We start from the raw sequence: 23565 nt of genomic DNA, 5'->3' as shown, positions 1-23565 counted from the left end.
GTTTAGAGATGACACAGACAGCTATCCCCTATCTCTTCATGCGCGGCGGCACATCGCGGGGGCCATACTTCAACCGCGCGGATCTGCCTGAGGATCGCGAAACATTGGCCGAAGTGCTGCTCGCCGTCGTCGGCTCCGGCCATCCGCTCAACATCGACGGCATCGGCGGCGGCGCGGCGGTGACCACCAAGGTCGCGATGCTTTCACCTTCGGAGGACGGTTGGGCCGATGTGGACTATTTCTTTGCTCAAGTTTCGGTCGAGGATCGGCTGGTCGATTTTAAACCGACCTGCGGCAATATCCTGTCGGGCGTCGGGCCAGCGGCGGTCGAGTTGGGCCTCGTCCAACCCACCGGCGATGTGACAGATGTCAAAATCCACGCCGTCAACACCGGGGCCAAGGTGCTGTCCAAAGTGCTAACCCCCGGCGGCGTGCTCACCTATGACGGCGACACCGAGATCGCGGGCGTGCCCGGTGCCGGTGCGGCTGTGGCACTGAATTTCATGGGGGTCGTCGGCTCTTCGACCGGGGCGTTTTTACCCACGGGCAACATCCGCGATACCTTTGACGGGATCGACGTCACCTGCATGGATGTCGCCATGCCGATGGTCATTGCCCGCGCGGCGGACTTTGGTCTGACGGGGTATGAAAGCGTCGCCGAACTCGACGCGAACAAAGATTTCTTCGCGCGGATGGAGGCAATTCGCCTTCAGGCCGGGGCCGCCATGGGCATGGGGGATGTGGCAAAATCCGTCACGCCGAAGTTCGGCCTGCTGGCCCCTGCCCGCGATGGCGGCACAATCGCGACGCGCTATTTTATGCCGTGGAACACGCACCCCTCCATGGCGGTGACCGGGGCGCAATGCCTCGCGTCCTGCGCGCTCACGCCCGGCAGTGTGGCCGATGGCCTGCTCGACCGCCCCACCCAAAGCCCCGCCGACGTTGTGCTCGAACATGCTTCTGGCACGATTGACGTGCTGGTGGATTATGACACGTCGGACGGCTTCGCGCTGAACTCTGCCGGTCTGCTGCGGACGGCGCGCAAGCTGGCGGATGGCTGTGTCTTTGTCCCCTCACGCATCTGGGAGGGTCGCTGACATGCCCGTGATGAACCTTCTTGTCGCCTTCAACGGCTCCGACGCCTCCATCGCCGCATTGCGCTATGCCGCCTCACTGGCCAAACAGCGCGGCGCGCATGTCACGGCGATCCTTGCCCATACCGCGCATGAGGTGATCGACCGCCGCTCGCGCTGGATCCCCGAAGAGGCCCGCGCCCTATTGGAGGCTGCCAACAGCGAAATCTTGGCCGAAGTCACCCGCCGGTTCGAAGAGCTACGCCCGGCACTTGATCTGGGCGACGCGCTAGATTTTCGCGATGAGACTGGCCGCGTCGACACGCTGCTTTCCGAAGGCGCGCGGTACTATGACATGCTGATCGTCGGTGCCCGCGCCGAGAGTGATGATGCCCATGTGACCCACCACCCAGACCGGATCGCGCTGCAATCCGGGCGACCGGTGATCGTGGTTCCGGCAGGCTATGACGCAGGCGCGCAGCATAGTCATGCGGCATTGGCGTGGGACGGCGGACGCGCCGCCGCGCGGGCACTGTCGGACAGCCTGCGCCTGCTTGAGGCCGATGGCCGGGTCAGCGTTTTGACGGTCGGCAAACGCACCTCTTGGCCGATCGCCGATCTGATGAGCCATCTTGACCGCCACGGCGTCGAAGCGGTGCATGAGAACTTTCCCACCACCCATCCGGTGGCGCAGACCCTGCTGTCCTACTGCGAGCGGCACGATCCCTCGCTGCTGGTGCTCGGTGCCTATGAGCACTCCAAATTCCGCGAAGATTTCCTTGGTGGCGTGACCGCCGAGGTGCTGGAAAAGATCAAAATCCCCGTTTTGTTGTCCCATTGAGAAGCGAATGATGACCAATTACGAGAAAATCCACGTCGCCCGCCGTGATCTGGAAAAACTGCGCGCCGAGTTGATCGCCAAAATCGGCACGCAGAAGGACCGCGACCCTGATCTGCTGATCCTGCATGAGCGGGTCAGCAAAGCGATCAACGCGCTTTCCGCATAGGGTGCCGGGATGAAGGTTCATATCCTCGACGACTGGTTCGACACCCTGCGCGGGTTGCCTTGCTTTGACCTGCTGGCGGGACACGACGTGACCGTCTGGACGGATCATCAGCCTGTCGAGGCGGTCTTGGCCGACCGTTTGCAGGATGCCGATTGCGTGGTGCTCTTTCGCGAGCGGACCAAGGTGACGCGGGGGCTGCTTGAGCGCCTGCCGAACCTGCGCCTGATTTCGCAACGCGGCGCTTATCCGCATGTGGATGTCGCGGCCTGCACCGATCAGGGCGTGCTGCTGTGTTCCAACAAAGGCGCGGATGGGGCCAACCACGCGGCAGCTGAACTAACCTTTGCACTGATCCTTTCAGCCATGCGGCAACTGCCGCAGCAGATGGCAAGCGCCAAGGCGGGCAACTGGCAGATGGGGGTCGGACGCAGCCTGCGCGGACGGCGGCTGGGGCTTTATGGCTATGGGCGCATCGGGCGTGTGGTGGCGGACTATGCCCGCGCCTTTGGCATGGAGGTTGTCTGGTGGGGCTCTGAAGCCGGACGCGCGCGGGCGAAAGCCGATGGGGAAACCGTCGCCGAAAGCCGCGCGGCGTTTTTCGGGTCCTGCGACGTGGTCTCCCTGCATCTCCGGCTGACACCTGAGACCCGCGGCAGTGTCACCGCGGAAGACCTCAGCGCCATGTCGCCCCGCGCGGTACTGGTGAACACCTCCCGCGCCGGACTGATTGCCGAAGGCGCGCTGCTGCAAGCGCTCAACGCCGGGCATCTGGGCGCAGCGGCGGTGGATGTCTTTGATACCGAGCCGTTAACGGATCCCAATGACCCGCTGCTCTCGCACCCCAGATTGATCGCCAGCCCGCATATCGGCTTTGTCACCGAAGACGAATTCGACAAGCAATTCACCGATATTTTCGAACAGGTGAATGGCTTTGCGGCAGGCGCGCCGATCCATATGATCAACCCTTCCGTCTACGCGCCATAAGTCCCGCAACCAGCGGCGCGCCGACGATCACCAACACGATGCGGGTGAGGTGGTGCGTGATGACAAAACCCAGATCCGCGCCGGTGACGATGGCCAGCACCGTCATCTCGGCCTGCCCGCCCGGCGCGAAGGCAAGGAACGCCTCGACCGGATCGCCCAACCCGGCCCAAGTGACGAGCCCGGTGAAACCTGCGGCCAAGACGGCGAGCACCAGCACATAGGCGATGCCTGCCAGCACCACCCGTGTCAGCTCGCCCCATGTCACGCCCAGAAAATGCACGCCGATTCCGCAGCCGATAAAGAACTGCGCGGCAAGGATGGCCTCGGCTGGCGGGCGGCTGTGGATCAGGCCCGAGAGTGACAGAATGGCGGTCACGATCATGGGGCCAAGGATGGACGCGCCGAACAGGCCGATCCGCTCTCCTCCCTTCCAACCGATCAGGGCTGCGGCCGCCATCAAGGCCATCTCCCCCACCGGCAGTTCCGTTACCGGCGCGCCGATGGGATTGGTCAGCCCTGCCCCGTATGCCAGCGTCAGGAAAGCAGGCGCGAGGGTGACGATGATCAACACCCGCGTGGCATGGATCAATGACAACGCCCGCGGATCGCCCCCTGCTTCGGTGCCGAAGATCACCATGTCCTGCAAGCCGCCCGGCATCGCGGCGTAATAGGCCGTCGGCGCGTCGAACCCCCAAACATGCCGAAAGAAAGGGACGCCGATAATCCCGATCAGCGCAATAAAGACCGGGACCAGCGCCACCGACATCGCCATCTGTGGCAGTTGGTGGAAAAGGTCAGGCGTGATCGAGGCCCCCACCGCCACCCCAAGGATCGTGCGCGCCGCGACCGAGACTTGGCCGAAGCCTTTGATCGGCACGTTCGACAATGCCGCGATAAGGCAGGCGGCCATCGGCCCGAAAAGGAATGGCAGCGGCAGATCGAGCCACCAAAAGAGCAAAGTTCCAGCCGCGGCGAGGATCAAGGTCAGCGCACGACGGCGGGTCGGTTGGGAGAGGCGCATAGGGTTCAACTCACTTCTTCTTCCGGGCTTGACCCTTTCTGGATACGATTGTATCCACCTGTATGCAATACCTATCGGAGGGGGTTTCATGAGCGAAGAAGACCGCACACCGCAAGGCAACTCTGCCTACAATCAGTTGATGGATGAACTTCGCGCCGGACGGCTCAACCCCGGCGACCGCCTGCGTGAAACGGAGTTGGCCGAGCGCTTGGGCGTCTCCCGGACCCCCGTGCGCGAAGCGATCCGACAGTTGGAGGCCGATGGCGTCGTGGCCCATATCCCCCGCCAAGGGGCGAGTATCCGCACACTGGACTATGCTGAGGTGATGGAGCTTTACGAGATGCGCGCCGTGTTGGAGGGCACCGCCGCGCGGCTGGCCGCCCGCGCCGCCTCGGATATCGAAATCGAAGAACTTCAGGACATGAACCAGTCGCTCGCCACCTTGGGCAACGTGCCCGAAGCCTTCACCCTCAACCGCCAGTTCCACGCAGCCCTTCTGGACGCCGCGAAGAACCGTTTCCTGACCCGGTCGATCCATACGCTGCAAAAGACGCTGATGATCCTCGGCCCGACGACGTTGACCGACCCTGCCCGCGCCGAGAATGCGGTGGAAGAGCACTTTGGCGTCCTCGACGCGATCAAGGCCCGTGATGCCGCCCTCGCCGAAGCAGCGATGCGCGCGCATATCGAAGCGGCCCAACGGGTCCGGGTTCGTGCCCTGCGCGCGCAGCCCTCGCGTGATGAGACCTATGACGGAGACCTGCTGTGACCGAAGCTTACGATATCGTCGTGATCGGCGGCGGCAATGCGGCGCTTTGTGCCGCGATCACCGCCGCCGAGGCCGGTGCCCGCGTCTTGATCCTAGAGACCGCGCCAAAGCCTTACCGAGGAGGTAATTCGCGCCACACCCGGAACTTCCGCTGCATGCACCACGGGCCGCTGGGGCCGTTGGTGGAGAGCTACACCGAAGAGGAATACCTCGCCGATCTGATGAAGGTGACGGGCGGCAAGACGGATGAGCACCTCGCCCGCCTCGCCATCCGCACCTCAGAGGAATGCCTACCCTGGATGGAGGAACATGGCGTCCGCTTTCAGCCATCGCTCTCTGGCACCCTGTCACTGGCCCGCACCAACGCCTTCTTCCGTGGCGGTGGCAAAAGCCTTGTGAATGCGTATTACCGCACCGCCGAGGGTTTAGGCGTGGATGTGCTTTATGAAGCTGCCGTGACCCATCTCGAACTGGAAGGCGACCGGGTGACGCGGGTGGACTATACGCATGAGGGGGCGGCCAAGAGTCTCTCGCCCAAATCCGTCGTCGTTGCCTCTGGCGGCTTTCAGGCGGATACCGACTGGCTCGCCCGCGCATGGGGGCCAGCGGCAAAGAATTTCCTGATCCGGGGAACGCCCTATAACCGCGGCGTGGTACTGGCGGACCTGCTGGACCAAGGCATCGCACAGGTGGGCGACCCGACGCAGTGCCACGCGGTCGCCATCGACGGGCGCGCGCCAAAGTTCGACGGCGGAATCGTCACGCGGTTGGATTGCGTGCCCTTCTCCATCGTCGTTAACAAGGACGCACAGCGGTTCTATGACGAGGGCGAGGATGTCTGGCCCAAACGCTACGCCATCTGGGGCCGTCTGGTGGCCGCCCAGCCCGATCAGGTCGGCTATGTCATCATCGACGCGAAATCGCTGAACCTGTTCATGCCTTCGGTCTTCCCACCGATCAAAGCCGATACGCTGGCGGAACTGGCGGGAAAGATGGGCCTGCCTGCTGATGCGCTGGAGCACACCGTGGCCGAGTTCAACGAAGCCTGCGGCGATCAAAGTAACTTCCACCCAACCGAACTTGATGGCGTGGCGACCACGGGTCTGACCCCGCCCAAGACAAACTGGGCGCGACCGATCACCGAGCCGCCGTTCTACGGCTATTCCCTCAGGACCGGCGTCACCTTTACCTACCTTGGCCTGAAAGTAGATGAAAACGCGCAATGCTCCATCGGCGACCGCCCTGTCAGCAACCTCTGGGCGGCGGGCGAAACCATGGCGGGCTCGATCTTGGGCCAAGGCTATCTTGCCGGATTTGGCATGACCATCGGCACCGTCTTCGGACGTATCGCAGGCAAGGAGGCCGCAGCCCATGCAAATTGATCTACTCCAAGAAGCACGCCGTCAGGCCGAAATCTGCAACGCCTGCCGCTATTGCGAGGGCTACTGTTCGGTCTTCCCTGCCCTTCAGGCCGAACGCGCCTTTTCTGACGGGGATTTAACGCAACTGGCGAACCTTTGTCACAACTGCCGGGGCTGCTATTACGCCTGCCAATACACCGCTCCGCATGAGTTTGACCTGAACCTGCCCCAAGCCTTGGCCGATGTGCGCCAAGACAGTTGGGAGGAGTTCGCCTTTCCACGTGCCGCCGGGAAAACGTTCCAGAAAAACGGCCTCGCCATCGTGCTCGCCACTGTCGTGGGCTTTGCCCTGCTGTTCTGGGCTGCCCGTGCGCTGGCCGCCGCAGGAGGCGAAGGTTTCTATGCGGTGCTGTCTCACAATGCGATGGTGTCGATCTTTCTGCCCGCCTTTCTGTTTCCGCTGATCAGCATCGCCATCGGGCTGCGCCGTTACTGGCAAACCGTCGGCGGTGCCCCGGTTCGCCTCTCGCATCTGCGCGGGGCCGTTGCCTCAATCGCGTATATGCGCAATCTCAAGGGCGGGCACGGCGACGGTTGCAACTTTGAAGACGAAGACCGTTTCACCCACACCCGCCGCTATGCGCATCAGGCAATCATGTACGGCTTTCTGTTGTGCTTTGCTTCGACCAGCGTGGCGACGCTTATGCACTACCTGCTTGGTATGCCCGCTCCTTACGGGCTGTTCTCCGCCCCCAAAATCCTTGGACTGTCGGGCGGTGTTCTGTTGGTGTTGGGCTGTGGCAAGATGGTCTGGCTCAAGCTGCGGTCGGACAAATCGCTCGGTGCGACCAATGCCTTTGGCGGAGAGATCGCCTTTACCGGGTTGCTGGGGTTTGTCGGGCTGAGCGGGCTGTTGCTCTATGCGGCAAGCGGTTCTGGCTGGATGCCGGGGCTGTTGGTTATACACCTCGGCGCTGTGCTCGCGTTCTTTTTGCTGACACCCTTCACCAAAATGGCCCATGGTTTTTACCGAATGGCGGCTTTGGTAAGGGATGCGCAGCGGCGTGAGGCGGTTTGAGCGAAATGGTACAGCGCGGGCGGGGCGCGCGGCGGCGCAGGTTCATGACAAAACCGATGTTGGGAATTTTCATCCTCTGAGCCGATAAGGCCAGCATTGGGTTTTACCCAGCATCCAATTGCGGTAAAAAGCGCCTATCCGCTGAAGCTTAGGCTTTGGCGGCTTACAGGGTCGGGCGTTGCATGGAGCCGGAACATTGAGTTTTACAGCGCCTGATTCCGACCAATTGCCCCGCACATTGAACGATTATTACAGCCGTGCACGCGCAGGGATGAGCCCGCGCAACCGCGCGTATTTCTTGGCCGGTGCCGGGGATGGGCAGACTGCTTCAGCCAATGAAACCGCTTTTCAGCAGGCTGAGGTCACGCCACGGATGTTGCGCGATCTGCGGGGCGGGTCGACAGAGGTGTCGCTGCTGGGACAAAAGCTTGTTGCGCCCTTTCTGATTGCGCCCTTTGCCTATCACCGACTGCTGCATGACGCAGGCGAGAGCGCAACCGCCCGCGCGGCCGAGGCCCAGTCGATCAAGATGGTGCTGAGCGCGCAGAGCAGCGAACCACTCGACAGGGTGCGCAGCAGCGGCCCCGGCAGTGACTGGTTTCAGCTGCACTGGTTGGGGAGCAGAGAGGCCACGCAAGCGCTTGCGCAGATGGCACTGGACGCGGGTTTCACCAGATTGATCCTGACCATTGATGCGCCCGTCCAAGGGGTGCGGGACCGCGAAATCGAGGCGCAGTTTCAGCTGCCGCCCGATGTCAGCGCGGTCAATCTCGCGCGGTTCACGCCGCCTGCCTTCACGTCGCGTGAAGACGCGCAGTCGATCATTTTTGACCACATCGCCGAGACCCTGCCCACATGGGCTGATATCGCTTGGCTGATCGAGACGTTAGAGGCTCCGCTGCTGCTGAAAGGCGTACTGCATCCCGAAGATGCAGCGCAGGCGCAGAGGATCGGCGCGGCGGGCGTTATCGTGTCAAACCATGGTGGCCGGGTGCTGGACCGCGCGCCCTCAACGCTAAGCGCCCTGCCCGCCATAGTTGCCAAGGTCGGACCGGATTACCCTGTGTTGATGGACGGAGGCATCCGGCGCGGGGTCGATATCCTGATCGCGCTGGCGCTCGGGGCAAAGGCCGTTTTGATCGGGCGGCCCATCGCCTGCGGATTGGCGGTGGCTGGCGATCTGGGCGTCAGCCATGTGTTGCGCTTGCTGCGCGACGAGTTGGAAATCGCTATGTTGCTAAGCGGCTGCGCAACGGTGCAAGACATAGAACGCGATATGGTTCACCTGAAACTATAACGCAGCGGGATGATCAGCGTGAATTCGTCGCCTTTCAGATAGTTGGGCGGCGTGGGCATCTTTTCCAGCGTCTTGACCGTCTGCACGGCAGCCATGTCGAGGATTTCTGAACCCGAGGATTGCGCCACCTCGGCCGCGATCAGCGCCCCATAGCGGTCCAGCGTGAAGCGCACCTGAACCTCGCCTTCGATCCGGTCGCTGCGCGCCTTGGCCGGATAGGTTTTGCCACCGCTGATCAACAACACGATGCTTTTCTGCCAGTCGCGGATCTCTTCCGTCTGTTCGGCGGTCAGCCCTTCACTTTCAGCCTTGGCGGTTTCCGCTTCGGTGTCAGCCTCAACCCCGGCGACAGATTGCTCAGAGGCCTGCCGCGCCTCGGCGCCGATCTGGCTTTCCGCGTCGATTTGCTCGGGGTCCTGCTCGGCGGCGATCTCTTCGGCCACCTCCTCCGTCTCGGCTTCGGGCTCGGGGGCGGCCACGCCGAATTTCAGGCTCTCGTCCTCAACGTCATAGGGTATCTGACTTAGAATTGGCTGTTCGGCGGCCTTAGCGGCCTCCAAAACTTCAGGGCTTTCGGTTACCGTCGGTGCCTCCTGGGCCTCGATTTGCGCCACGCTGTCTTCTTGCAAGGCCGAGGGGGCCGCGATGATGTCCGACAGATCGAACATCATCGCGCCGGTAATCCCCTCTGTCTTGGGCTCGGCGGGTTCTGCGGCGGGGGGCTGATCAAGCAGCAAGACGGGAAGCCCTGCATGCAGCGCACCGCTTAGGGCGATCGCGACGCCCCAGAAAACGGGCCTGACGCTGCGCGAGGCGTAGGTCAGGCTCACTGCGCCGCCTCCGGCTCAGGCATGGCTGCCTCTTCTACATTTTCATCCAGTCCGACCAGCCCGACTTTCAGAAACCCGTCTGCGCGCAGGATGTTCATCACCCGCATGAACTCACCATAGGGCACGGATTTATCCGCGCGGATGAAGATCCGCGTGTCGCGTTTTTGCAAGGTGGCGATGCCGACGTCGATATAAAGCCTGTCGTGCGTCGTGGCCGTCTCGCCCACTGAAAGGGCGAGGTCTTCAGTGATGGTGATGAAAACCGGCTCGGCGGGGCGCTCCGGGGCTTCGGCGACCGCTACGGGCAGTTCCACCGGGATGTCGACCGTCGACAGCGGGGCCGCGATCATGAAGATGATCAGCAGAACCAACATGACATCGATAAAGGGGGTGACGTTGATCTCGCTGTTTTCGCTGAGATCGCCATCGTCGTCACCGCGCAGCCGCGCACCCACGCCGCCTACTCCGCCGCCGGGGCTGAAACGGACCCCAGATGGTAGGCGGGTCGTGCCCCTGCCATCTCGTCATCGGCAAGGTCCAGATCGCGCGACAAGGTCCGCTCGACCAGCGCGCCCGCATCGGCCAGCATCACCTTATAGCCCCCCAAGCCCCGCGCGAGGATGTTGTAAAAAATTACCGCAGGGATCGCCGCGACAAGGCCGATGGCCGTGGCCAACAACGCCTCGGCAATGCCCGGCGCGACGATGGCCAGATTGGTGGTGTTGCTTTCTGAGATCGAGATGAAGCTGTTCATGATCCCCCAAACGGTGCCGAACAGCCCAACAAAGGGTGCAACCGAGCCGACATTGGCCAAGACCCCAGCCCCCAGCCCCATGCGCCGGGCGGCCCCGGCCTCAATCCGCGCGATTTCCGACCCCACGCGCTCCTTGATCCCGGCCTTAATCCCCGTCTTCATCCCGGCACTCGTGCCCGAGGCTGCGCGCTCACGCTCGGCTGCGCGCACCATCTGCCCCATGACGCCTTTGCGTTTGGCGAAACGCGCACGCGCCGCAACCAGCGAGCCTGCCTTGTCCAGATCGCGATACCGGCGGCGCAGCACGCCGCGTTCCCATCGCAGGATCATCACCCGTGCGACAAAAATCACCCAGACCAGAGCTGAGGCAAAGAGCAGCGACAGCATGACGCCTTTGACAACCCAATCGGCCGCCATGAACATGCCAAGGGGCGACATCTCGTCATGCTCGGCCTGCTCAAGCAGCGTGGTCACCGTCTCAAGATCGAAAGCGGCGGCGGGGGCTGCGGCGATACAAAGGGCAGCAGCGGGAAAAACCAGAGAAAGCTTCATCGTTTAAGTCTCGGCCCATGTGCGAATAAGGTTGTGATAGATGCCGGTCAGACGCACCGTTTCGGGATCATTTGCCCCGATGCTGTCGCTGAGCGCCTGAATGGATTGATCCAGATCGAACAGGATGCGGCGGTTCGCGTCAGAGCGGATCATGCTTTGCAGCCAGAAAAAGGACGACACACGCGCCCCTCGGGTCACGGGGGTGACCTCATGCAGGCTGGTGGCCGGATAGAGGATCATATCCCCCGCAGGCAGTTTCACGGTCTGGCGGCCATAGTGATCCTCGATCACCAATTCGCCGCCGTCGTAGTCTTCTGGCTCGCTAAGAAATAGCGTCATCGACAGATCGGTGCGCAGCCGTTCCTGTGTCAGCGGATTGACCCGAATGGCATTGTCGATATGCGCCCCAAAGGTTTCGGCCTGCGCGTATTTGTTGAACATCGGCGGCAGGATTTTTGCGGGCAGCGCGGCAGACAGAAACAGCGGATCACTGGTCAGCTTTTGCAAGATGAACTTGCCCAATGTTTGCGCCGTGTCCGAGGTTGGCGGCAATTGTTGATTGCGTTTGACCTCCCGTGATTGCGCGCCTGCGGTCTTGGCTCCGTCCTCCCAATCAGCTGCATCAAGATGCGCGCGGACCTGTTTGACGTCGTCTTTGCTCAGGATCGAAGGGATCGTGATCAGCATATCATACCTCTTGCTGTCAGCGGGCAACCCCAGGAGGGCTGCCCGCCTTGATGGCTGCGGTTTAGAACTTCATTTCCAGAGAGAAGGAAACTTCACGGCCCGGCGCGACATAGGTGAATGGCGTGCCCGAACGGTAGGCAGCGTCATAGACCGTTTCATCCGCGACATTGGTGACGGCCATCTTCAACATGGTGTTGTCGGCGAATTCGTATTCACCCAGCAAGTCAAAGGTAAATGCGTCGGGAATGGACCGGCCATTGGCGGCCACGCTGCCCAGATCAATCGCACCTTGATAGTTCACACGCCCGCCCAGCATCAGCTTGTCGGTCACCTGATAGGTGGCGAGAAGATTCAGCTGCTCATGCGCAACGTTCGCCACCGAGAGGCCGATGTTGTCGCTGTCGGCACTGCGCAAGACCTTGCTGTCCATGAAGTTGGCGCCGCCAAAAAGGCTCAACCGTTCGGTCACCTTGCCCGCAACGCCGAGTTCAAGACCCCGCATGCGGTACTTCAGCGTGTCGGAGGTGACGGTCGCACCGCGTGGCCCGATATCCTCTCGCGCTTGGTCTTTGGTGGTTTGATAGAGCGCCGCAGTGAACAGAAGGTTCGGCGTGAAGCTGTATTTCGCACCGATTTCAAGCGAGGTGTTCTCTTCGGGCGCAAGCCCTGACCCGTTATCATCCAGCCCGCCGTAAAAACCGCCGCCCGCTTCCAGTTCCTGCCCCGCCGGGTTGGTCGAAGTAGCCGCCGCTGCATAGATGTTCAGACGGTCGGTAAAGGCATAGGTCGCCCCCAAGTTCCAGTTCAGCATGACATCATCGCGCGACAGCTCATAGGCATCTTCGCCGGTGCCGCCACTACGAGAGATGTCATACATATCCACCCGCAGCCCGCCGTTGACCTTCAGGCGGTTCGACAGGGTCACGGTATCCAGCGCATAGAGGGAGGTGGTCTTGACCGTCGTTTCCGTAAGGTCCGTTCCCAATACGGGTTCTTCGCCGCTCCAGCAGCCTTCCCCGATGGGATCGGGATTGACGGCGCTGACGGTGCAGCCGCGTTGGCCAGCCGGTGGCTCATAATCCTCGCTGGAGAGGTTCGAGTAGCTCAACTTCTCAATCTCTTCGCGCGAGGTGGCAAGACCAAGCACATAAGAATGCGACGCGCCGGCGAATTGGGCGGCCCCGCTCAGTTCCAGAACGTTGGCAAGCACATCGGTTTGCTGGTTCCAGCTTTTGAAGCTGAGACCGACTTCCCAATCCTCGGGATTGGTGGAATCATTGTCGATCAGGCTGCTGGGTGCTGTCAAAACATAGTCGTTGGTCGACCGTGCCGCACGGAATGTGTTGGTCAGCGTCATGCCGTTGTCAAAGGCATAGTTTGCCTTGGCCGTGGCCACCGTCTCTTCGACAGTCTGGAAATCGCGGCCCGGTACCCCGTAGAAAGTATCCCGGTCGATGCCGTATTCCGTGACCGGACCGACCAGGCCCAGGTCTTCGTTGTTGACGTAGGGCACCCCCCAATCGGGCGTCTGCTCGATCTTGGTGTAGCTCAGGTTGCCTTCCAAGGTCAGCGCATCGGTCGCCGCGAATTTCAGTGCCAGTGCAGCACCCCGGCGGTCATCGGTGATCTCATCGCGCCCGGCCACTTCGCCATCTTGCAGCATTCCGTTGAAACGCAGTTGCAGACGGTCGCTGATGACCTTGTTGGTGTCGATGGTCTGGCGCAGGGTGGTCGCGTCGGTGACAGTGGTCACCGTTTTGGTGAAATCAACATCCTGCGGGCTTTTGGAGATCAAATCGATCGCGCCGCCCGTGGTCCCGCGCCCGCCGACTGTGCCCGCCGGGCCTTTGGTGACTTCGACCTGCTCGGTGTTGAACGTCTCGGCGACACCGGTGCCGGGGCTGCGGATGCCATCGGTATAGGTGTCGTTATTGGCTTTGAACCCGCGGATATAGATGTTGTCTCCAAAGGAGTTCCCGCCCTCGCCGAAGCCAAGCGAAATGCCCGGTGTCGACCGCGCCAACTCGCGCACGCTGGTTGTGCCGGTGGTTTCCAAGACCTCTTGGGTGATCGCTGTCACCGTGCGCGGATTGTCTTTCAGCGGGCCGGGCATCCGACTGTTGGCAAGCGTGTTGGCTTTGAATGGGGCGTCTTGATCAACGTACGAACTGCCACCTGCCGCCGCTTTTGCGGCAGCGCGGGCCTGCGCATCGGCCAGTTCCTGCGCTTGGCGTTCCGCGGCTTCCTCGGCGGCGCAGACGGGGGTGCCCGCCAATGCAGCTGTGCAGACCGTGGGTTCAGCCGCCCGCGGCTGGGCCGCTCGGCGTGGCGCTGGCTGGGCGGCGCGCGGCGCAGGCTTTACCGCCGGCTGGGGGGTTGGTTCTTCGGTCGTCTCGACCTCGACTGTTGGCAGGATGATCAGATCACTGTCCTGCGCGGCGCCGGGTGTGGCCATGCAGGCCATGGCCAAGGAGGCTCCGAAGCCCCCGACCACCAGCGGGGAATGTCTGTGAATTTTGTCTGTGCAGTTTTGGGTGTCGTTGGTACGGCGCATAAGTCCCTCGCGGAGAAGATTTTTTCTTGCTGACCGCGCTTCCAACGGCTGGCTATTTGAATAGGTCACCGCTTAATCTGAGTATTTTAGTAAGTAAAGATATTAATCTTATTAAAATAGTCAAGTATAGCGCCGTGTTGTGAAGCTACACCACTTGGGGAGCGGCGTTTGCGCCCGGGCGCGGGCAGTGAAAGATTTCACGACTGAGGCTGGATGGGCGGTGAAAGCGGCTGGGCTCTTGCGTGGCGGCAGCCTGCGTCTTCGCTATTCGGGCGGGGGCGCATCGAACCGGTGCCCTCAAGAACAAGCGGAAGTCTGGTTCACAGAGGGTGTTTTCGGCGTCGCGCAGCGCGTCTGCAGACCGCGATCAGTGAGACCGCTACGTGATTTCGTATCTCCGACATCGGAAAGCGCAAAACGTCTGAACCAGTGGGTACAGCACCCCGACATAAATAAAGCTCCAGACCCAAAGGACCTGAAGCTTTGACTTTTTAAATTGCGAGCACTTAGGCGCCCTCGGGCTTCAAAACCCTCGCAAATGAGCGCCACAACCCCGTTTAGCTACAGCCGCTGGTGCCGCCGCAGGTGTTGCACTTCATGCAGGTGCCGTTGCGAACCAGCGTATAGTTGCCGCATTCGCCGCAGGCTTCGCCTTCGTAGCCCTGCATCTTGGCCTTGGCCCGTGCATCAAGGCTGACCCCGCCGGAACTGACAGCAGTGGAGGATTTCACCGCCAAGGCCATGTCACCGCTGCCGCTGATCTGTGGCGCGAGGCCCTGCAGGCCCGCATCTGTGTCCGCGCTTTGCCCGCCTTGCAGCACCACAAGATCTTGCGGCAGGCGGTTGCGCAGATACCCGGACGAGCTGATTTGCTTGAGCACCTCAAGCGATTTATTCGCCGCGTTCTCACTCAACTCGCTCACATTGCCAAGGTTCTCTTCCTCACCTCGACCCAGATCGTCAAAGGTCGCGCCTTCAGGCTTCACATGCGCCAGATCGGTCCGGTCGAGGTAGGACACGGCGAGTTCGCGGAACACATAGTCAAGGATCGAGGTCGCCTGTTTGATGCTGTCGTTGCCCTGCACCATGCCCGCGGGCTCGAATTTGGTGAAGGTGAAGGCGTCGACGAACTCCTCCAGCGGCACGCCGTATTGCAGGCCCACGGAAACCGCGATGGCGAAGTTGTTCATCATCGCCCGGAAACCCGCGCCTTCCTTGTGCATGTCGATGAAGATTTCACCCAGCTTGCCATCTTCGTATTCGCCGGTGCGCAGATAGACCTTATGCCCGCCGACATTCGCCTTCTGGGTATAGCCCTTGCGGCGCTGCGGCATCTTCTCGCGGTGCGATTTGATGATCTCTTTGACGATCACCTTTTCGACGATCTTCTCGGCCAACACGGCGGCTTTCTCATGCGCGTTGCCGCTTTCCAGCGTTTCGGCGGCGTCATCGTCGTCTTCGACCAGCGCGGCCGCCAGCGGCTGGCTCAGCTTTGAACCGTCGCGGTAAAGCGCATTGGCTTTGATCCCCAAGGACCAGCTTAGCTCATAGGCCTTTTGGCAGTCCTCGATGGTGGCGTCATTCGGCATGTTGATCGTCTTGGAGATCGCCCCCGAGATGAAGCTCTGAGCCGCCGCCATCATATGGATGTGGCTGTTGACCGACAGATAGCGTTTGCCCTTCTTGCCGCAGGGGTTGGCACAATCGAAGATGCCGTAATGCTCGGCCTTGAGGTGCGGCGCGCCTTCCAGCGTCATGGTGCCGCAGACGTGGTCATTGGCCGCTTCGATATCCGCCTTGCTGAAACCGAGGGAGCGGAGCAGATCGAAGGTCGGGTCGTTCAGCTTTTCGGTCGGGATGCCCAGCACCTGCGTGCAGAACGCCTCGCCCAGCGTCCATTGGTTAAACACGAAACGGATATCAAATGCCTGCTTCAGCGCGGCATCCACCTTGGCCAACTCATTCGCGCCAAAGCCGTGGCCCGCCAGCGTGGTATGGTTGATCGCAGGCGCGTTGCCGATGGTGCCGTGGCCCACGGCGTAGCTGACGATCTCTTCGATCTGGGCCGACCCGTAGCCGAGTTTTTCAAGCGCTGCGGGCACGGATTGGTTGATGATCTTAAAGTACCCGCCCCCGGCGAGTTTCTTGAACTTCACCAGCGCGAAGTCCGGCTCGATCCCCGTGGTGTCACAATCCATCACCAGCCCGATGGTGCCGGTGGGCGCGATGACAGAGGTCTGGGCGTTGCGGTAGCCATGCACCTCACCCAGTTTCAGCGCCTCGTCCCAACAGGATTTGGCGATGTCGACCAACCCGGCCTGTGGGCAATTGCCATGATCCAGCGGGACTGGCGTGACCGAAAGCTGTTCATAGCCATCCGCCTTGCCATAGGCGGCGGTGCGGTGGTTGCGGATGACGCGCAGCATATGCTCGGCGTTCTTGGCATAGCCCGGAAAGGCCCCCAATTCGCCCGCCATTTCCGCCGACGTTGCATAGGCCACGCCGGTCATGATCGCGGTCAACGCCCCGCCAAGGGCACGGCCCTCGTCACTGTCATAGGAATAGCCCATGTTCATCAGCAGCCCGCCGATGTTCGCATAGCCAAGCCCCAGCGTGCGGAAGTCATAAGACCGCTGCGCGATTTCTTTGGAGGGGAACTGCGCCATCATCACGCTGATCTCAAGCGTCACGGTCCACAGACGCGAGGCATGCATGTAATCCTCGACCTGAAAAACGCCGTCCTTGAGGAAGGTCAGCAGGTTCATCGACGCCAAGTTGCAGGCCGTGTCATCAAGGAACATGTATTCCGAACAGGGGTTCGAGCCGCGGATCGCACCGTCTTCGGGGCAAGTGTGCCAGTCGTTCACCGTGTCGTGGTACTGGATCCCCGGATCGGCGCAGGCCCATGCGGCATGGCCGACCTGATCCCAAAGATCGCGGGCCCGGATGGTTTTCACCACACGGTTTTCGGTGCGGCTGATCAATTCCCAATCGGCGTCCTTTTCCACCGCCTTGAGGAAGGCGTTGGTGACCCGGATCGAGTTATTGGAGTTCTGGCCCGAAACCGAGTTGTACGCCTCAGAGTCCCAATCGGTGTCATAGGTCGGGAATTCGATGCCGGTATGGCCCTGTTTGGCATAATCCAGCACGCGCTTGACGTAGGTCTCGGGGATCGCGACCTTTTTGGCCTCGCGAATCGCGGCCTTCAGCTGGTCGTTCTTGGCCGGGTCGTAGGCATCCGCCTCGGCGCCGTCCCAGGCCTTGATCGCGTCGAACAACAGGTTCAGCTTCTGCTCATGCATTTTGGAGCCAGCGACGATGCTCGCCACCTTTTGCTCTTCGAGCACCTTCCAGTTGATGAAATCTTCGATATCGGGGTGGTCGGCGTCGACGATCACCATCTTCGCCGCGCGACGGGTGGTGCCGCCGGATTTGATGGCGCCTGCGGCGCGGTCCCCGATCTTGAGGAACCCCATCAAACCCGACGACTTGCCGCCGCCCGACAGCTTCTCGCCCTCTCCGCGGAGCGATGAAAAGTTGGTGCCCGTGCCTGAGCCGTATTTGAAAAGCCGCGCTTCACGGACCCAGAGGTCCATGATACCGCCGTCGCCCACCAGATCGTCGGCGACCGACTGGATGAAGCAGGCGTGGGGCTGCGGGTGCTCATAGGAAGACTTCGAACGGGTCAGTTTCCCGGTCTTGTAGTCGACGTAGTAATGCCCCTGCGCCGGGCCATCGATGCCGTAGGCCCAGTGCAACCCGGTGTTGAACCATTGCGGGCTATTGGGGGCCGCGCGCTGGCTGGCCAACATGTGGCGCATTTCGTCGTAATAGGCGCGGGCGTCTTCTTCGGTCGAGAAATAACCGCCCTTCCAGCCCCAATAGGCCCAAGCGCCCGCCAGACGGTCAAAGACCTGCTTGGAAGAGGTCTCTCCCCCCATCTCGGCGCCCTCGGCGGGGACCGAGCGCCAGAGGAACTCCGGCACGCCCTTTTCTTTGACGCGGCGCGTGGCGCTTGGCACGCCCGCTTTGCGGAAATACTTCTGCGCGATCACGTCGCTTGCGACCTGGCTCCAGGATTTCGGGACTTCGACGTTGTCGAGCTTGAACACCACCGAACCGTCAGGGTTGCGGATCTCTGACACCGTGGTGACAAAGTCCAAATCCGCATAGGCGTCCTGCCCGGCTTTGGTGAAATTCCGTTCAATCTTCATCGTCGCTGCCCTTTTCCAAACTTTTAAAATCCTAAGCCGACCCGCTCTAAGCAGACCGTCTCCCCCCGCTTGTTGGCAGTTTGGGCAGAGCTTCGCCGTGCCACCTGCTGACGCGGGCGGCTGGAATCCCATTGAAACACTGGTGCTTGTATTCTGTCCCCACTGCCAAAGCGCCGGCTGCGTTACACACAACATCTTGTGGCGCTCTACTTGACCCCCACAAACTGACGTAGATAGACCTAATCGGTCAACGGTTTTTTTACGTTTTATTTCCGGCAAGACAGTTGACCGATGCGCCCCTATTTGCGCCATCCGCGCGCGAAGTGATTCAGCCTCAGGATATCCCCAAAGATACCCGCAAGCCCGGTGCAGCGTTGAATTCCAAATAATCCATTGCCCCGGCAGAGTTAGGGGCGGTGCTTGAGGGATTGGTCGAATTCATCCACAGGCCGAGACGCCCGAGAGAGCATCAGGCCCGCCGAAGCTGGCCACATATCGCCGCGGAAGGGGTCCAGCGCCCCTGCCCGTCAGCTCAATGCAAAACCGCGACAGAATCATCACGGTCTTCGCAGGCATTGGCGTAAATCTGCCAAAGCACAGGCGGCAGACACTATATCTTGTGCAGAATGGAAATATTCCAGCCGATACAGCCCCTAGATCGCTAAGGACTGAGATAATCTCAAGGCTGGAAGAAAGTGGTCGGAGCGAGAGGATTCGAACCTCCGACCCCCTGTACCCAAAACAGGTGCGCTACCAGGCTGCGCCACGCTCCGACTGGGGCTTCTTTAGCCATAAGCCCGCCGATTGAAAAGCCCCGATTGACCTTAAACTCAGAAAAACGACGAAGTCTTTAGCAAGGCCAGGCCGGGGTGTTCCCAGCAAAGGCCGGATGGCGGATTTCGCTGCCTTCCGTGATGCCCAGACGTTTCGCCAGACCGCCATTAATCTCCAAGACCGACAGCAGATCATCCCCGCCCGGAATCGGTGTCTCATCCAGTGGTATGGCGGAGTGGTGAATTTTCTGCACCACGCCCCTATCGTCGATGAACAACAGGTCGAGCGGGATCAGCGTATTGCGCATCCAAAAGCTCAGCGGTTGGGGGGTCTCATAGATAAAGAGCATCCCCGCACTCAGCGGCAGAGAGCGTCGGTGCATCAGTCCCTTGGCCCGCTCCGCCGTGTCATCCGCCACTTCGACGGAGAACCGCGCCTTGCCCCAGTCGCCCCGCAGGCTCACGCTATCGGCGCGACAGACCTCGGCCAGCGCCGCACCGGTCAGCAGCAGGCTGGCAAGCGCCGCCCCTGCAATATGCCCTGTCAGATGTCGTACCTTCAGCCGTCTATCACCGCGTCCCATGAACTTACCTCCGCCGCCAGATGGCCCCGATCGCCAACAATCACCCGCATGGCAAGCGCTTCGCCCGGTTGCAAATCACAAAGTCCGGATTGGCGCAGTACATCGATATGCAGAAACACATCTTCCGCGCAGCCAAAGACATTTGCAAACCCAAAACCCTTGGCCTTGTCGAACCATTTCACACGGGCGGGCTCGAACTCGGCAGCGGCAAGTTGATCGGGATCAAATCCTGCGAATTCGACCACGGCGGCGGGCGGCTCGCTGGGGGGCGTGACGGCAAGCACCTCGACCGCCTGCGCGCCGCGGTCGGTCTGCTGCACCCGCACCGTCACCCGCGCCCCATCAGCGACAGAGCTTTGGCCGAAATTGCGCAGAACATTGACGTGCAGTAATATGTCGGCCCCGCCCGCATCGGCCACGACAAAGCCGAAGCCTTTGAGCGGATCGAACCATTTGACCACGCCCTCAAGGGGATCGCTTAGTCCCGGCGTTTCTGCCGGTTGGGTATCAGACACATCTTTCATCGCTAATCCGTGCCGTCCTATCAAGGATTGAGCCGTGTGACGGCCCAGGGCGCTGCGGCATCCGCGCGGCGCCATTGAAAACGGTCATGCAGGCGGAATTCGCCATCTGCCCAGAATTCGATTTCCAGCGGGGTGATCCGGTAGCCGCCCCAGAACGGCGGACGTTTAGGGTTCACCCCCTGCTGCGCGGTCACTTTGGCGACTTCGGCCATCAACGCCCCGCGCCCCGACAGAGGCTGCGATTGGCGCGAGGCCCAAGCCCCCAAACGGCTCTTGAGCGAGCGCGATGCGTAGTAGTCATCGGCCTTTGGCCCGTCTTCGCGGCTGATCAGCCCACGCACCCGCACCTGACGGCGCAGCGATTTCCAATGCATGACAAAGGCCGCCTTGCCCGCGCCATCCAGTTCTTGGGCCTTTTGGCTTTCGTAATTGGTGTAAAAGACAAAGGCGTCCGGTTCGATCTCTTTCAACAGCACCATGCGGGCGTTTGGCAGCCCTTGCGAATCTACCGTGCTCAGCGCGATGGCGTTGGGGTCATTCGGCTCACTCGTGTCTGCTTCGGAAAGCCAACGCTGCGCAATCGCAAAGGGATCGTCCCCCGCAAATATACCAGTCCGCGTTTCCATTCGGCATCCCCTCCTAGAGTGTTCGAGCCCGTAACCGGTTCTTCGCCGGAATCTGAGTTATTCGCTAAGACATTTGTTAACGATCGGCAACTCAAAGGACAACCTTACCCGATTTCCGTCAGTTAGCCGCCGATCTTATGGCAAATCACGGGGGTGAAGCCGCCTGTGCAGTCTTGATGGCCGCGCTGCAATCGCCTAGACCAAGACAACCTAAACGGAACATAGACAAGGCGGCGGAATGGGAAACGAATTAATGCGGGGCAAGCGCGGGCTCATCATGGGGCTTGCGAATGACAAATCCATCGCATGGGGCGTGGCCAAATCGCTGGCCGATGCGGGGGCTGAGCTGGCTTTTTCCTACCAAGGCGATGCGCTCAAGAAGCGCGTTGGTCCTTTGGCCGAACAGCTTGGCAGCGACATCGTTCTGCCCTGCGACGTCGGCGACGAAGCCTCGATCGACGCGATGTTTGATGGGCTGAAAGAACGCTGGGACGGGCTTGATTTCATCGTTCACGCCATCGGCTTTTCCGACAAGGGGGAACTGCGGGGCCGCTACGTCGACACCAGCCGCGGCAACTTCGCCATGTCGATGGATATCTCGGTATATTCCTTCACCGCCGTGATGCAGCGCGCGGAAAAGATGATGTCGCCCGGTGCCAGCGCCCTGACGCTGACCTACTACGGCGCCGAAAAGGTGATGCCGCATTATAATGTGATGGGTGTGGCCAAGGCCGCGTTGGAGGCGAGCGTTAAATACCTTGCCGAAGATCTGGGCAAGGACGGCATTCGCGTCAACGCGATCTCGGCGGGGCCGATCAAGACGCTGGCGGCCTCCGGCATCGGTGATTTCCGCTACATTATGAAATGGAACGAATACAACTCGCCCCTGCGCCGCAATGTCACCACCGAAGATGTCGGCAAGGCCGCCCTCTTCCTGCTGTCGGATCTGGGCAGCGGCACCACGGGAGAGAACCTGCATGTCGACGCGGGCTATCACGTTGTCGGCATGAAGGCGGTTGACGCGCCCGACATGTCCAAGGAATAAGCCGCCCAAATTAATTCGCGCGGGTGCCCGCGCCAGCTGCTGCAAAGGACCATCATGACCAAATCCAAGGACGCCTCGCGCCTGCCCCATGAAAAGGGCTTTCACATCTCCTGGGATCAGATCCACCGCGACAGCCGTGCGCTGGCGTGGCGGCTCGATGGTCTTGGTCCCGACGATGGCGCGTGGCGTGCCGTGGTGGCGATCACCCGCGGCGGCATGGCCCCCGCGATGATCGTCGCGCGTGAGTTGGATATCCGCACTGTCGATACGATCTCGGTCATGTCCTACCATTCGGGCGGCGGCGCCGCCGACCAGCGCCGCGAGGCCAAGGTCCTGAAATCCCCCGACGCTGAGATGATGGGCGATGGCACCGGCATCCTGATCGTCGATGATCTGGTCGACAGCGGCAAGACCATTGAACTGGTGCGCGAACTTTACCCCAACGCCCATTTCGCCACCGTCTATGCCAAGCCCGAGGGCGAGCCGCAGGTCGATACTTTCATCACCGGCGTCAGCCAAGACACGTGGATCTTCTTCCCGTGGGACATGGCGCTGCAATATGTCGAGCCCTACCGCGGCAAGGACTGAGGGGCCCTGCGCCACCTTCCCCTGCCCCTTACCTGACCGGATACACCTATGCCGCTTTCGCGCACCGCCACCACTTTCTTCCCTCCGGTGATGGAGGCGCGGCGCTGGCTGGATGGCGTGACATTCACCGATGACCGTCCGCTGATCAACGTGAGCCAAGCCGCCCCCGTCGATCCGCCCCCCGAGGGGCTGCGCCGGGCGATGGCCGAGGTCACGCTGAACAACGATGAGGCGCATCTCTATGGCCCCGTGCTGGGCTTGCCGGAACTGCGCGCCGAACTGGCGCGGCAGACGGCAGAGAAATACGCGGGCGTGGTGACCGACGAACAGGTCTGCATCACATCCGGGTGCAACCAAGCCTTTGCCGCCGCCATTGCCACGCTCTGCGGTGAAGGCGATGAGGTGATCATCCCGACGCCTTGGTACTTCAACCACAAAATGTGGCTCGACATGAGCGGGGTCACCGCCGTGCCGCTGCCCGTCGAAGCCGACATGCTGCCCGACCCCGACAAGGCCGCAGCCGCCATCACCCCACGCACCCGCGCCATCGCGCTGGTCACCCCCAATAACCCCGGTGGCGTGGAGTATCCCGCCGCCCTCGTGCAGGAATTCTTCGACCTCGCGCGCCGTCACGGCATCGCGCTGATCCTCGACGAGACCTACCGCGATTTTCACAGCCGCCCCGGCGCGCCGCATGCGCTGTTCCGCGACCCCGACTGGCACGACACGCTGATCCACCTCTATTCCTTTTCCAAAGCCTACCGCCTGACCGGCCACCGCGTCGGCGCGCTGATCGCCAGCACGGCGCGGCTGGCGGAGGTTGAGAAGTTTCTCGATACCGTGGCCATTTGCCCGGCGCAGATCGGCCAACACGGCGCGCTCTGGGGGATGCAGAACCTTGGCCCGTGGCTGGCAGATGAACGCGAAGAAATCCTTGCGCGCCGCGCCGCGATTGCTGCGCTGATGCCCAAGATCGAACCGCTGGGGTGGGAATTGCTCGGGCTCGGCGGCTATTTCGCCTATTTGCGACATCCCTTTGACCTCTCCTCGGCAGAACTGGCCCCGCAATTGGTGCGCGATGCAGGCGTGCTTTGCCTGCCCGGCACGATGTTCCAGCCCGAGGGAGACGCGCGCGGCGAAAGCCAGTTGCGCATCGCCTTTGCAAACCTCGACACCGCCGGTCTCGAAGTGCTTTTCGACAGGCTTGCAGCCCTGCCACGCAACGCATAGACAGGTCCGAAATT

The 23565-nt window shown here is 61.5% G+C and carries 21 protein-coding genes and 1 tRNA gene; 11 read left to right on the top strand and 11 right to left on the bottom strand.

Annotation, left to right across the window (positions count from 1 at the left end):
* The first annotated feature begins 8 nt into the window (after positions 1–8).
* The 4 genes from K3762_RS08815 to K3762_RS08800 are packed head-to-tail and all read left to right on the top strand — an operon-like array spanning position 9 to position 3064.
* Positions 9–1097 (top strand): 4-oxalomesaconate tautomerase, encoded by a 1089-nt coding sequence (locus K3762_RS08815; RefSeq protein WP_132443481.1) that lies wholly within the window; start codon positions 9–11, stop codon positions 1095–1097.
* 1 nt (position 1098) lies between these two features.
* Positions 1099–1914, top strand: a complete 816-nt coding sequence (locus tag K3762_RS08810) for a universal stress protein (RefSeq protein WP_132443482.1) — start codon at positions 1099–1101, stop codon at positions 1912–1914.
* A gap of 7 nt (positions 1915–1921) precedes the next feature.
* Entirely contained in the window at positions 1922–2080 is a 159-nt protein-coding gene (locus K3762_RS08805; RefSeq protein ID WP_165935525.1) for a hypothetical protein, read from the top strand.
* 9 nt (positions 2081–2089) lie between these two features.
* Positions 2090–3064 carry a D-2-hydroxyacid dehydrogenase family protein gene (locus tag K3762_RS08800; RefSeq protein WP_132443483.1) on the top strand — a complete coding sequence of 325 codons (975 nt, stop codon included), beginning with the start codon at positions 2090–2092 and terminating at the stop codon, positions 3062–3064.
* Here the strand turns inward: K3762_RS08800 and K3762_RS08795 are convergent.
* On the bottom strand, positions 3039–4085 hold the full coding sequence (locus K3762_RS08795; RefSeq protein ID WP_132443484.1) for an AbrB family transcriptional regulator: 1047 nt from the start codon (positions 4083–4085) through the stop codon (positions 3039–3041). The two genes, K3762_RS08800 and K3762_RS08795, sit on opposite strands and share 26 nt — an antisense overlap.
* Positions 4086–4173: 88 nt before the next feature.
* Between K3762_RS08795 and K3762_RS08790 the strand changes: the two genes are divergently transcribed.
* From K3762_RS08790 to K3762_RS08775, 4 genes are all read left to right on the top strand, one after another.
* Entirely contained in the window at positions 4174–4854 is a 681-nt protein-coding gene (locus K3762_RS08790) for a GntR family transcriptional regulator (protein WP_132443485.1), read from the top strand.
* Positions 4851–6236: an FAD-dependent tricarballylate dehydrogenase TcuA gene (gene tcuA / locus K3762_RS08785; RefSeq protein WP_132443486.1), complete on the top strand. Its 1386-nt coding sequence runs from the start codon at positions 4851–4853 to the stop codon at positions 6234–6236. The genes K3762_RS08790 and tcuA overlap by 4 nt, the downstream gene beginning before the upstream one ends.
* The gene (tcuB, locus tag K3762_RS08780) at positions 6226–7293 is read left to right on the top strand and encodes a tricarballylate utilization 4Fe-4S protein TcuB (RefSeq protein ID WP_132443487.1); all 1068 of its coding nucleotides are present in this window, start codon (positions 6226–6228) and stop codon (positions 7291–7293) included. The genes tcuA and tcuB overlap by 11 nt, the downstream gene beginning before the upstream one ends.
* 196 nt (positions 7294–7489) lie before the next feature.
* Positions 7490–8590: an alpha-hydroxy acid oxidase gene (locus K3762_RS08775; protein ID WP_240791527.1), complete on the top strand. Its 1101-nt coding sequence runs from the start codon at positions 7490–7492 to the stop codon at positions 8588–8590.
* Here the strand turns inward: K3762_RS08775 and K3762_RS08770 are convergent.
* The 10 genes from K3762_RS08770 to pdxH all read right to left on the bottom strand — a co-directional run bounded on the left by K3762_RS08770 (position 8575) and on the right by pdxH (position 20688).
* Positions 8575–9420 carry an energy transducer TonB gene (locus tag K3762_RS08770; protein ID WP_132443488.1) on the bottom strand — a complete coding sequence of 282 codons (846 nt, stop codon included), beginning with the start codon at positions 9418–9420 and terminating at the stop codon, positions 8575–8577. The genes K3762_RS08775 and K3762_RS08770 overlap by 16 nt on opposite strands.
* Complete coding sequence (gene exbD / locus K3762_RS08765; protein WP_120350966.1) at positions 9417–9875, bottom strand: TonB system transport protein ExbD; 459 nt, start codon at positions 9873–9875, stop codon at positions 9417–9419. The genes K3762_RS08770 and exbD overlap by 4 nt, the downstream gene beginning before the upstream one ends.
* Before the next feature lie 5 nt (positions 9876–9880).
* Positions 9881–10726, bottom strand: a complete 846-nt coding sequence (exbB, locus tag K3762_RS08760; protein WP_132443489.1) for a tonB-system energizer ExbB — start codon at positions 10724–10726, stop codon at positions 9881–9883.
* A 3-nt stretch (positions 10727–10729) separates the two neighbouring features.
* The gene (locus K3762_RS08755; protein WP_132443490.1) at positions 10730–11413 is read right to left on the bottom strand and encodes a Fe2+-dependent dioxygenase; all 684 of its coding nucleotides are present in this window, start codon (positions 11411–11413) and stop codon (positions 10730–10732) included.
* 61 nt (positions 11414–11474) lie between these two features.
* Complete coding sequence (locus K3762_RS08750) at positions 11475–13868, bottom strand: TonB-dependent siderophore receptor (RefSeq protein WP_260008944.1); 2394 nt, start codon at positions 13866–13868, stop codon at positions 11475–11477.
* A gap of 656 nt (positions 13869–14524) precedes the next feature.
* Positions 14525–18181 carry a vitamin B12-dependent ribonucleotide reductase gene (locus tag K3762_RS08745; RefSeq protein ID WP_260008941.1) on the bottom strand — a complete coding sequence of 1219 codons (3657 nt, stop codon included), beginning with the start codon at positions 18179–18181 and terminating at the stop codon, positions 14525–14527.
* Positions 18182–18877: 696 nt separating this feature from the next.
* Positions 18878–18954: transfer RNA gene (locus tag K3762_RS08740), tRNA-Pro, on the bottom strand.
* Between the two features lie 77 nt (positions 18955–19031).
* Positions 19032–19538: a DUF192 domain-containing protein gene (locus tag K3762_RS08735; RefSeq protein ID WP_132443492.1), complete on the bottom strand. Its 507-nt coding sequence runs from the start codon at positions 19536–19538 to the stop codon at positions 19032–19034.
* The gene (locus tag K3762_RS08730) at positions 19514–20062 is read right to left on the bottom strand and encodes a cold shock domain-containing protein (protein WP_206054259.1); all 549 of its coding nucleotides are present in this window, start codon (positions 20060–20062) and stop codon (positions 19514–19516) included. The genes K3762_RS08735 and K3762_RS08730 overlap by 25 nt, the downstream gene beginning before the upstream one ends.
* Positions 20063–20082: 20 nt before the next feature.
* Positions 20083–20688: a pyridoxamine 5'-phosphate oxidase gene (gene pdxH / locus K3762_RS08725; protein ID WP_120350954.1), complete on the bottom strand. Its 606-nt coding sequence runs from the start codon at positions 20686–20688 to the stop codon at positions 20083–20085.
* Positions 20689–20926: 238 nt separating this feature from the next.
* Here pdxH and fabI point away from each other — a divergent pair, with 238 nt between their 5' ends.
* From fabI to K3762_RS08710, 3 genes are read left to right on the top strand one after another with little or no spacing between them, the layout of a single operon-like run.
* On the top strand, positions 20927–21733 hold the full coding sequence (fabI, locus tag K3762_RS08720) for an enoyl-ACP reductase FabI (protein ID WP_132443493.1): 807 nt from the start codon (positions 20927–20929) through the stop codon (positions 21731–21733).
* 54 nt (positions 21734–21787) lie between these two features.
* Positions 21788–22321: a xanthine phosphoribosyltransferase gene (gpt, locus tag K3762_RS08715; protein WP_067629419.1), complete on the top strand. Its 534-nt coding sequence runs from the start codon at positions 21788–21790 to the stop codon at positions 22319–22321.
* 48 nt (positions 22322–22369) lie between these two features.
* Complete coding sequence (locus K3762_RS08710; protein WP_132443494.1) at positions 22370–23551, top strand: aminotransferase; 1182 nt, start codon at positions 22370–22372, stop codon at positions 23549–23551.
* Positions 23552–23565: the final 14 nt, after the last annotated feature.

This window comes from Sulfitobacter sp. W074 (genome assembly GCF_025142275.1).
Lineage (GTDB): Bacteria > Pseudomonadota > Alphaproteobacteria > Rhodobacterales > Rhodobacteraceae > Sulfitobacter > Sulfitobacter profundi.
This window is presented reverse-complemented; position numbering and strand designations above follow the sequence as displayed.

Bases quoted from the DNA above. Each gene is read 5' to 3' on its own strand.
- K3762_RS08815 (WP_132443481.1), top strand. From the start codon at position 9: ATGACACAGACAGCTATCCCCTATCTCTTCATGCGCGGCGGCACATCG.
- K3762_RS08810 (WP_132443482.1), top strand. From the start codon at position 1,099: ATGCCCGTGATGAACCTTCTTGTCGCCTTCAACGGCTCCGACGCCTCC.
- K3762_RS08805 (WP_165935525.1), top strand. From the start codon at position 1,922: ATGATGACCAATTACGAGAAAATCCACGTCGCCCGCCGTGATCTGGAA.
- K3762_RS08800 (WP_132443483.1), top strand. From the start codon at position 2,090: ATGAAGGTTCATATCCTCGACGACTGGTTCGACACCCTGCGCGGGTTG.
- K3762_RS08795 (WP_132443484.1), bottom strand. From the start codon at position 4,085: ATGCGCCTCTCCCAACCGACCCGCCGTCGTGCGCTGACCTTGATCCTC.
- K3762_RS08790 (WP_132443485.1), top strand. From the start codon at position 4,174: ATGAGCGAAGAAGACCGCACACCGCAAGGCAACTCTGCCTACAATCAG.
- tcuB (WP_132443487.1), top strand. From the start codon at position 6,226: ATGCAAATTGATCTACTCCAAGAAGCACGCCGTCAGGCCGAAATCTGC.
- exbB (WP_132443489.1), bottom strand. From the start codon at position 10,726: ATGAAGCTTTCTCTGGTTTTTCCCGCTGCTGCCCTTTGTATCGCCGCA.
- K3762_RS08755 (WP_132443490.1), bottom strand. From the start codon at position 11,413: ATGCTGATCACGATCCCTTCGATCCTGAGCAAAGACGACGTCAAACAG.
- K3762_RS08750 (WP_260008944.1), bottom strand. From the start codon at position 13,868: ATGGCCACACCCGGCGCCGCGCAGGACAGTGATCTGATCATCCTGCCA.
- K3762_RS08745 (WP_260008941.1), bottom strand. From the start codon at position 18,181: ATGAAGATTGAACGGAATTTCACCAAAGCCGGGCAGGACGCCTATGCG.
- K3762_RS08735 (WP_132443492.1), bottom strand. From the start codon at position 19,538: ATGGGACGCGGTGATAGACGGCTGAAGGTACGACATCTGACAGGGCAT.
- K3762_RS08730 (WP_206054259.1), bottom strand. From the start codon at position 20,062: ATGAAAGATGTGTCTGATACCCAACCGGCAGAAACGCCGGGACTAAGC.
- pdxH (WP_120350954.1), bottom strand. From the start codon at position 20,688: ATGGAAACGCGGACTGGTATATTTGCGGGGGACGATCCCTTTGCGATT.
- fabI (WP_132443493.1), top strand. From the start codon at position 20,927: ATGGGAAACGAATTAATGCGGGGCAAGCGCGGGCTCATCATGGGGCTT.
- gpt (WP_067629419.1), top strand. From the start codon at position 21,788: ATGACCAAATCCAAGGACGCCTCGCGCCTGCCCCATGAAAAGGGCTTT.
- K3762_RS08710 (WP_132443494.1), top strand. From the start codon at position 22,370: ATGCCGCTTTCGCGCACCGCCACCACTTTCTTCCCTCCGGTGATGGAG.